This window comes from Hymenobacter lapidarius, from assembly GCF_001816145.1.
Taxonomy (GTDB): Bacteria; Bacteroidota; Bacteroidia; order Cytophagales; family Hymenobacteraceae; genus Hymenobacter; species Hymenobacter lapidarius.
Window position 1 is genome coordinate 1 of sequence record NZ_MDZB01000162.1, and the last position, 8941, is coordinate 8941.

Below are 8941 nucleotides of genomic sequence, written 5' to 3' on the forward strand. Positions count from 1 at the left end.
GTGCCGCGAGGCGGTAAACAGGTTTACCTCAAGCTTGCTGAGCAGCTGCGCCGTGGCCAGGCCAATGCCCGAAGACGCGCCAATGAGGAGGATGTTTTTCTTTCAGGTCGTCGTTGTTGATGCCGCGCGAGCGGCGCGGGCGCTGGTCGGCCGAAAGCTGGCCGATGCGGTAGCTGAAGTTCACCTGCACGCTCAGCTGGCGGCGCTCCGAGGTGCTGATTTGCTCCAGCAGGGGAGTCCGGATTTCGTTGCGGATGTTGATGGAGTTGGTGATGAAGTTGTTGGCGCCGAAACCGAAGCTGCCCTTTTTGTTGGCGAACTCGCGGCGCACGCTCAGGCCGTAGAAGCCGAAGCCGCTCTGCTCGCCCTGCAGCAGCACCTGCCGGCCGCGGTAGAAGCCGAAGCCCTGTAGGCCCCACAGGTCGGTGATTTTGTAGGAGCCAAACAGCCGCCCGCTGGCCACGAAGCCCTGGTTGGAAGCATTGAAAATCCCGCTCACGTTGTTGCGCAGCGCGGCGTAGAACACGTCCACGCCGGTATTCAGGCTCAGCTTTTTGCCATTGATGGAGGCGAAGAAGTTGCCGCCGTAAGCGTTTTCCTGCCCGATGTTACGAAAACTAATCTGCTGGGCATCGGGGGCCAGCTGCGCCCCGATGGCGGCGCGCAGGGCGTCGGTCAGCGGCTCACGCACCGACTGGATGGAGCCGCTGGTGTTGCGGGCAAAGGCGGTGAAGTTCAGGTTGACCTTCTTGATTAGGGTACTGTAGCCCAGCTCGAAGTTGTCTGTGAATTCAGGCTTCAGTTCCGGGTTGCCAACCGACACCAGCAGGATGTTGGAAAACTGCGGGGCCGGGTTCAGGAACTGCAGCGAGGGGCGCTGCAGGCGGCGGTTGTAAGCCGCTTTTAGCACATTGCCATTGGTCAGGCGCCGCGACAGGTTCACGCTGGGCACCAGCGCCCCGTAGCTCGGGATGCTCACGGTCTCGCTGCTGTTGCGGAAATCGGCCCCAATGGTGGTGTACTCGTAGCGCAGGCCGGGCTTGAGGGTGATGTTCTTGGGCAGGCCCACCGTGTAGGTGGTGTAGGCCGCCGTCACGTTCTGGTCGTAATTGAAGCCGTTGTTGAGGGCCGCGTTGGGGTCGCGCACGAACCCACCCTCGGCCCCCGGCGCCGTAAACAAGGCAAAGTCGCTGCTCACGCGGCGCAGAATATTTTTGGCCCCGAACTCCAGCACCTGGGTCTTGCCCACCGGCGACTGATAGTCGGCCTGCACCGTGAATTCTTCGTTGGCGCTGGGGTTTTCGTTGCGGAGCCGGCCCAGGGTCGTGTTCAGGTTGCCGGGGTCGAGGATGGAGTTGGTGAAGTCGTTGGTGCGGTCGTTGCGGCTGTAGAGCGTCAGCAGGCTGAACTCCTGCTGGGGCTTGGCGAAGAGGTGGGTGAAGCCCAGGCTGGCGTCCACGGTGCCCGAACGGTCCTGCACGTACACGTCGCGCACGTCCAGGGGCTGGCCCGTGGGGCTGGGCACGGCCACCCGCGTGAGCCGGTCCTGCCGGCTGTCCGAAGCGCGCAGCCCGTAGGAGAGCGAGGCCTGCAGCGAGTTTTGCTTGTTGATGTCGTAGTCCCAGCCCAAGGCGGTGCGCCCGCCGCCCTGGTTCTGGCGGTTGTCGGCCGTTTGCCGCGTCGTGCGCCGGTCCAGCGAGTTGGCGGGGTTGATGATGGTCTGCTCGTTCTCAAAGCCGCCCACGATGTTGTAGCCCGCCCGCCCGCCGGCGTTGAGGGAGAAGCCCATCTTGCCAGTGCGGTACGAGCTGTTCAGGCTCAGGCTGGCGTTACGGGTCCCCGCGCTCATGTCCACGCCCAGGGTGCCGCCGCGCAGGGTGTTGGTCTTGGTGATGATGTTGATGATGCCGCCCGTGCCTTCGGCGTCGTACTTGGCCGAGGGCGAGGTGATGACCTCCACGGTCTTAATCTGCTCGGCCGGAATCTGGCGCAGGGCGTCGGCAATGCTGGAAGCGGCAATGGCCGAGGGCTTGTTGTTGATGAGCACCCGGATGTTGGAGCTGCCGCGCAGGCTCACGTTGCCGTCCAGGTCCACGCTCAGCAGCGGCACCCGGCGCAGCACGTCGGAGGCATCGCCGCCACGGGCGGTCTGGTCGTTTTCGGCGTTGTACACCGTGCGGTCCACCCGCTCCTCAATCAGGGGCTTCTGGGCCACCACCACCACTTCGCCCAGCTTCTGGGCCGAAGTCTCCAGGGCCACCTTGCCAAGGTCCACGGCCCCGCCGGCCGGCACCGCCACGCCGGGCCGCTCCTCGTTTTTATAGCCCACAAAGCTGACCTGCACTTTGTAGCTACCGGCCGGAATACCGGCCAGGATGAACGTGCCGTCGTCGCCGGCCACGCCGCCGTTCACTACTTTGCCCGCGCCGTCCAGCACGGCCACCGTGGCGTACGACACGGGCTTGCCCGTGCCCGCCTCCGTCACCGTGCCGGTGATGCGGCCGGTAGTAGTCCGGGCGGCGGCCGGAGCCGCCATTGGACGGGTGCCGGGAGCTTGCTGGCCCGATGCCAGTTGGGTGGAGCCCATCAGGGCCGCCAGAAATACGGCGGTTGCCGGTACTTTTTGTTTCATACAATACATAGCGGCCAAAGTGCCGCAAATTGACCCGGAGGTTGCACCCGGCGTCCTTTTTTTGGTTGCAAAAAAGAGTGTAACCGCAAACCGGCTCATTCTTCTTTGCCGACACGCAAAGGTCCCCACGAATACCGCCGGAACGGCTATAAACTAGATTATCAACCCCTGAACCCCGACAAACGGCCGGATTATTCCGGTTGTCACAACCGCTGTTCGCCGCGCGTCGTACCTTTGCCGAAGCCTGCTAATCTTTTAGCGGGCCAGATGGTTACACTCCGTCACCATCCCACCGACGCTGCCCTGATGATAGTTGAACCCGGCCCGCTACTCGCGGCGATAGACTCGCCCGATGACCTCAAAAAGCTTGCTCCTGAGCAATTAGTCCAGCTCAGCACCGAGCTCCGGGACTTCATCATCGACTCCGTGAGCATTTACGGCGGGCATTTCGGTGCCTCGCTGGGCGTGGTGGAGCTGTCGGTGGCCCTGCACTACGTCTTCAATACGCCCGACGACCAGCTGGTGTGGGACGTGGGCCATCAGGCCTACGGCCACAAAATCCTCACCGGCCGGCGCGAGCAGTTCCCCACCAACCGCCGCTACCACGGCATGTCGGGCTTCCCCAAGCGCAGCGAGAGTGCGTACGATGCCTTCGGGGTGGGCCATAGCAGCACCAGCATTGGGGCGGCGCTGGGCATGGCCGTGGCTTCGGACTACAAAGGCGAGAAAGACCGGCAGCACATTGCCGTGATTGGTGACGGCGCCATGACGGCCGGCATGGCTTTCGAAGCCCTTAACCACGCCGGCGTGGCCAAGTCCAACCTGCTGGTTATCCTCAACGACAACTGCATGAGCATCGACCCCAACGTGGGCGCGCTCAAGGAATACCTCACCGACATCACCACTTCCCGCACCTACAACAAAGTGCGCGACGAGCTGTGGAACGTGCTGGGCAAGCTCAGCAAGTTCGGCCCCAACCCCCAGCAGATTGCCCGCAAAGTAGAGGCTGCCATGAAGGCCACCCTGCTCAAGCAAAGCAACCTGTTTGAGGCCCTGAACTTCCGCTATTTCGGCCCCGTGGATGGCCACGACGTGCAGCACCTCGTCACCATCCTCAACGACCTGAAGAGCATTCCCGGCCCCAAAATCCTGCACTGCGTGACGGTGAAGGGCAAAGGCTACGCGCTGGCCGAGAAAGACCAGACGCTGTGGCACGCGCCGGGCCTGTTCGATAAAATCACGGGCGAGATTTACAAAAAGACCCCCGACAAGCCACAGCCGCCTAAGTACCAGGACGTGTTCGGCCACACGCTGGTGGAGTTGGCCGAGGCCAACGACAAAATCATGGGCGTGACGCCGGCCATGCCCTCGGGCTCGTCGCTGAACCTGATGATGGCCGCCATGCCCGACCGCGCCTTCGACGTGGCTATTGCCGAGCAGCACGCCGTCACGTTCTCGGCCGGTATGGCTACCCAGGGGCTGGTGCCGTTCTGCAACATCTACTCCTCGTTTATGCAGCGCGGCTACGACCAGGTTATCCACGACGTGGCCCTGCAAAACCTGCACGTGGTGTTCTGCCTCGACCGGGCCGGCTTCGCCGGGGCCGACGGCCCCACCCACCACGGCTGCTACGACCTGGCCTTCATGCGCTGCATCCCCAACATCGTGGTCTCGGCCCCGATGAACGAGCAGGAGCTGCGCAACCTCATGTACACCGCCCAGCTGCCCGAAAACGCGGGGCCGTTCAGCATTCGCTACCCGCGCGGCGAGGGCGTGATGCCCGAGTGGCGCACGCCCCTGCAGCGCGTGGCCATCGGCACGGGCCGCGTGGTGCGCCAAGGTGCCGAGGGCGGCGTCGCCATCCTCAGCATCGGTCACATTGGCAACTATGCCGTGAAGGCCACCGAAGCCCTGGCCGCCGAAGGCCTCGACGCGGGCCACTACGATATGCGCTTCTGCAAGCCGTTGGACGAGGAAATGCTGCGCGACATCGCCCGCCGCTACCGCGCCATCGTGACCGTGGAAGACGGCTGCCTGCCCGGCGGCTTTGGCTCGGCCGTGCTGGAGTTTCTGACGGACCACGGCTACCTCCTGCCCGTCAGCCGCCTCGGCATTCCGGACCGGGTGGTGGAGCACGGCTCGCAGGATGAGCTCTACAAAGAGTGCGGTTTCGATGCCGCCGGCATTGCCCAAGCCGTGCGCGAGCTAAGCGCCAAGGTGGTGGCCGGGGAGCGTAAAAAGGTGCTGGGGTAGGTCGCCTGTTGAGACAAGAAGAAGCCCCCGTAGCGGTTGCTACGGGGGCTTCTTGGTGCTGCTTAACGCCTGTTTCGCTTTCGCAACAATACCGGAGCCAAATACGGCGACACGAAGGGCCTGGTGAGCCGCTGCCTGCGTATTCGTGTCCCTTGCCCTGGCGTTCAACTCGTTTGGCCTCTACCTCGGCCGCTTCCTGCGTTTAAACTTCTGGGACGAGCTCACCAATCCGGTGGCCCTGTTCCAAAGCATTCTGAACCGGGTGTTGCGCTCATTCGGCTTCCCCGGCAACTGGGGCCTCACGCCCGTGTACGGGCTCTGCTGCTGGGCCACGGCACGGTATGCCTGCCGGGGCGGAGTAAAATGGGCATTAGTGAGCCAAGCGTTTCGTAAGCTGCTACTTGGTGGTCTAATGGTGCCGCACCTATTCTACCTTAAATACGAATATTTCCTTTCTGTCCACATGGGCATCCGTGTATCCATCCTCGCGCCCCAAGATAGACGCGGCCGGGATGGATTGAAAAATATCCTTGTTACAGTCGGCCAGTTCAAAGGTCCAATTAAATGTGGTCGGCAGTTGCTTACGCTTATTTGGACAAAGTCCAACGTACCCGTGAGGCTCAATGGAATAGATGCCAATCGTTTTCGGCACAAACCCAACCTTAAAAAAATAGGTGCCGACGCCACATTCAATCCTAAACTTGGTTTCCAGTATATAGGGGCGAAAATAGTCCAGTGCCAAGCCCGCCACGCCGCTGGCCTTCACCTCGACAAGGGTTCGTCGGGCAGTCTCAACGGGATGGCGCTGCCGGTAATAAAAAGTCGGAGCCAGCGTCGTCGTATCCGTCGCTACGTGGGTGCCGCTTAAACGGTCAAACAGTTTTCGGTCGGTTGTCTGAAACTGAATCCAGATGGTGTCATTGACCGCATATACCTTCTTGTATGGCGTCAAGGTTAGCTTCTCGGTGAAACTATAGACTGGTTCCGGCTTGGGATATTCTTTTTCGCATTGAAATCCTATGGTCGAAAAAGCCAAGCTGGCGACCACTAAAAGAACGACGGATTTTCTCATACTAAATTAGGTCGAGGAGGTAGACGAAATTTATGCTTTGGTAAATATGGCCAACCGGTACTCGAGCGTACTCTTCCTGCCACCCGTTGGCCCGATGAAAACGGTCACGCGCTTGAAGTCCACGGTGGCGTCTTTGATGGGGCCGAAATTCTTGACAACTAGCTGCTCGTTCATAGGATTCTCAACAAAGGGACTGGGCCAAAAGTAACACGCGGCGGCCTGCAGCATTGCCACCACGTCTTTGGTCAATGCCTTTTGAGCCGTCTCATCAGCGCAGTGAAATAGCGCTGAACAACTATACGTGGCGCAGGCCCACTCCACCACGCAGTTTTTCTGTTAAAAACGAGGGTGGAACGCTCTAGCCACAAAACGGAGCAATACCTAAGTGGGTGCCTGCGATATTGCCTGGCATCTCAAACAAGGCGGAGATGACCTGTGCATCTGCCGGGTCCAGCGAGTTTCGCACAACGGCTCTGTCCCAGGCCTTTGCTAGAGTCAACCCGCTAAAAGTGACTAGCTTCGTTTCTCATCAACTGTCGTCCCGCTATGCGCCTTTTTTCATGTTGGATTGCGGTGGCTGCCGTGTTTGCAGGGCTGGCCGGAGGGGTGGCAAGGGCACAGGATGCACCCGCTGCCAAGCGCCCGGACCGTGCGAAGCACCACGTCTTTGCCATCGATAAATTCCGGACCGAAAGCGGCGCGGTGCTGCCGCAGGCCCGCGTGGTGTACGGCACCTACGGCCGCCTAAACGCGGCGCGCGACAACGCCATTCTACTGCCCTCGCACTACTTGGCCGACCACCACGGCTACCAGTGGCTCATTGGCCCGGGCAAGGCCCTGGACACGACCAAAGTGTTTTTGGTAGCGACGGAGCTGTTCGGCAACGGCCATTCCTCGTCGCCGAGCAACACGCTGGAACCGTTCCACGGCCCGCGCTTCCCGGTCATGACCATCCGCGACAACATGGCCACCGTGCACCAGCTGCTGGCGCAGGACCTTAAAATCACGCATCTCAGGGCCATTATTGGCTTTTCAATGGGCGCGCAGCAGGCCTTTCAGTGGGTGGTGAGCTACCCCGCCTTCGCCGACCGCATCGTGGCCACTTCGGGCACGGCCAAAACTTACCCGCACGGGGTGGTGCGCCTCGAAGGGCAAATTGCCGCCCTCACCGCCGACGCTGCCTTTAAGGACGGCGACTACACCACGCCGCCCACCAAAGGCATTGAGGCGTTTGCCACGGTCTGGACGGCGTGGCTGTATTCACAGGAGTGGTGGCGCCTGGAATTGTGGCGCGCCGATGCCAAGCCGGGCACCACCTTCGAGCAGGTGCTGCACGAGTACCGCACCAACTTCATTCCCGGGGCCGACGCCAACGACCTTATCCTGCAGGTGCGTACCTGGGAGCGCCACGACGTGGGCGGCACGCCCGGCTTCGGAGGCGACGTGCAAAAGGCCTTACGTTCCATCAAAACGCCCATTTTGTACATGCCTTCGGAAACGGACCTGTACTTTCCGCTCACCGATGCGCGCTACGAGGCGGCCTTCATTCCCGGCGTGGTCCTGAAGCCCATTCCGTCGCTGTGGGGGCACACGGCCGGCGCCGCCCCCAACCCGGCCGACGCCAGGTTTCTGAACGACAACATCCGCAGCTTTCTGGCCCCGAAGCGCCGCTAGCGGGCCTCATCGGAGCAAGCGTTTACCAGAGCCGGATATCCGTGATGCCGGACGGTATGGGCGGCAAGTCGCTGAACCCCAGCACGCACCACTCTGGCTGAATGCCGAAAGTGCCGCCCTGCAGCAAGTAGCTCACCCAGCGGGTAATGGTTTGGCCGGTGTACTGCTCGCTCACGGGGTCGAACTCGCGCAGCAGCAGCATGTCGCCGACCTGAAAGCTGCGGTCGTTTTCGCGCACGTCAAAGGGCTTATTGCCGGCGTTGGCTGCCGCAAAGCAAGCGGGCCAGGTTTTTAGCTCGTGTATCTGGCGTTGGGTTGGGTTAGGAATTTGGAACTGAGGAGCGAAATGTTCGGCGAAAGTATGGTTGGTGGTCATGGCGAGGGTAATTTCTAGAATAGAGCCGCCCTTGGATAAGCAGCGCACTGCGCTGACCGATGCTCTTGGGCGGGGCCGCGGTCTGATACGCGGATTGCGTTTGGAAGATAGTTAAAGGATAATAAAACCAGAAACCACAAGTGGGTTTAACACTAAGATAATCAAGGTAATTCACTGTATAGTGAATTCGCCCTTGCTTTATAAAATGCTATTCTATTGGTTGGCTGCGTTCCAGCCCCAATCGATTTTTCAGGTTTCCTGGCCGCTTTTGCCAGCCAAGGGCCCGTTGCAATGCGTTAGTTCAGTCCAACTTTCCCCTTCACCGAGTCGAAAAGCTTGACTGAATCGAAGCCTACGCCGTTTTTGAACACGATTTCCATCCTGCGCACTTGCTGGATGTCCTTTTCCGGGTCGCCATCAATGAGAATAAGGTCGGCCTGCTTGCCGGCCTCAATGGTGCCGATTTCTTTTTCGCGACCCAGGTAGGTTGCGCCATTCAGGGTGCTGATTTTGATGGCTTGCACGGCCGTGAAGCCGGCTTCCACCAGCAGCTCCAGCTGGCGGCGGTTGGCGTAGCCGGCCACGGTGCGGCCGGCGCCGGTGGGGTCGGTGCCGGCTACGAGCAGGCCGCCGGCGTCGTAAAACTGCTTTTCCCAGGCCATTTCTTTCTTAAACAGACGCACGCTGGCCGTGTCTTTTAGCTGGTTCTGATTCCAGGTTGTGGTTTCGCGCTCCTGCAGCTGCGGAATCAGGGCTTCCAGGCCGCCCCCCAGCACCACTTCCCGGCCGGTGTAAGGCTCGAATACCGGCAGGGTGGAGGTGAGGGCCACCTTTTTATACTCGTCACGAAGTAGGATGCGAATCGAGAATATGAAATTTGAGGGTTAGGCGGGACGCGAGTTCTTGGCCAAACTCGGGGAGCCGGTCGAAGAAG

General features: G+C 60.9%; 7 protein-coding genes and 1 pseudogene. 3 read left to right on the forward strand and 5 right to left on the reverse strand.

Features of this window, described 5'->3' with window-relative positions; genetic code table 11:
• Positions 1 to 28: 28 nt before the first annotated feature.
• A complete protein-coding gene (locus tag BEN47_RS18480) occupies positions 29 to 2632 on the reverse strand; it encodes a TonB-dependent receptor domain-containing protein (protein WP_070730592.1) in 2604 nt (867 codons plus the stop codon).
• Positions 2633 to 2938: 306 nt separating this feature from the next.
• On the opposite strand from BEN47_RS18480, the gene dxs reads away from it, so the two are divergent.
• Together dxs and BEN47_RS22920 are read left to right on the forward strand one after the other, a co-directional pair.
• Positions 2939 to 4885: a 1-deoxy-D-xylulose-5-phosphate synthase gene (gene dxs / locus BEN47_RS18485; RefSeq protein ID WP_070730602.1), complete on the forward strand. Its 1947-nt coding sequence runs from the start codon at positions 2939 to 2941 to the stop codon at positions 4883 to 4885.
• A gap of 145 nt (positions 4886 to 5030) precedes the next feature.
• Positions 5031 to 5141: pseudogene (locus tag BEN47_RS22920) on the forward strand (DUF1361 domain-containing protein); the annotation flags it as partial.
• Positions 5142 to 5309: 168 nt separating this feature from the next.
• Here the strand turns inward: BEN47_RS22920 and BEN47_RS22345 are convergent.
• Both BEN47_RS22345 and BEN47_RS21615 read right to left on the reverse strand, forming a co-directional pair.
• A complete protein-coding gene (locus BEN47_RS22345; protein WP_070730595.1) occupies positions 5310 to 5957 on the reverse strand; it encodes a hypothetical protein in 648 nt (215 codons plus the stop codon).
• A gap of 30 nt (positions 5958 to 5987) precedes the next feature.
• Positions 5988 to 6131 carry a hypothetical protein gene (locus tag BEN47_RS21615; RefSeq protein ID WP_158011104.1) on the reverse strand — a complete coding sequence of 48 codons (144 nt, stop codon included), beginning with the start codon at positions 6129 to 6131 and terminating at the stop codon, positions 5988 to 5990.
• A 372-nt stretch (positions 6132 to 6503) separates the two neighbouring features.
• On the opposite strand from BEN47_RS21615, the gene BEN47_RS18500 reads away from it, so the two are divergent.
• Entirely contained in the window at positions 6504 to 7631 is a 1128-nt protein-coding gene (locus tag BEN47_RS18500; RefSeq protein ID WP_083322582.1) for an alpha/beta fold hydrolase, read from the forward strand.
• 22 nt (positions 7632 to 7653) lie between these two features.
• Here BEN47_RS18500 and BEN47_RS18505 read toward each other — a convergent pair whose 3' ends face one another.
• Both BEN47_RS18505 and BEN47_RS18510 read right to left on the reverse strand, forming a co-directional pair.
• On the reverse strand, positions 7654 to 8007 hold the full coding sequence (locus BEN47_RS18505) for an ASCH/PUA domain-containing protein (RefSeq protein WP_083322583.1): 354 nt from the start codon (positions 8005 to 8007) through the stop codon (positions 7654 to 7656).
• Positions 8008 to 8303: 296 nt separating this feature from the next.
• Positions 8304 to 8837: an amidohydrolase family protein gene (locus tag BEN47_RS18510; RefSeq protein WP_070730599.1), complete on the reverse strand. Its 534-nt coding sequence runs from the start codon at positions 8835 to 8837 to the stop codon at positions 8304 to 8306.
• Positions 8838 to 8941 lie beyond the last annotated feature (104 nt).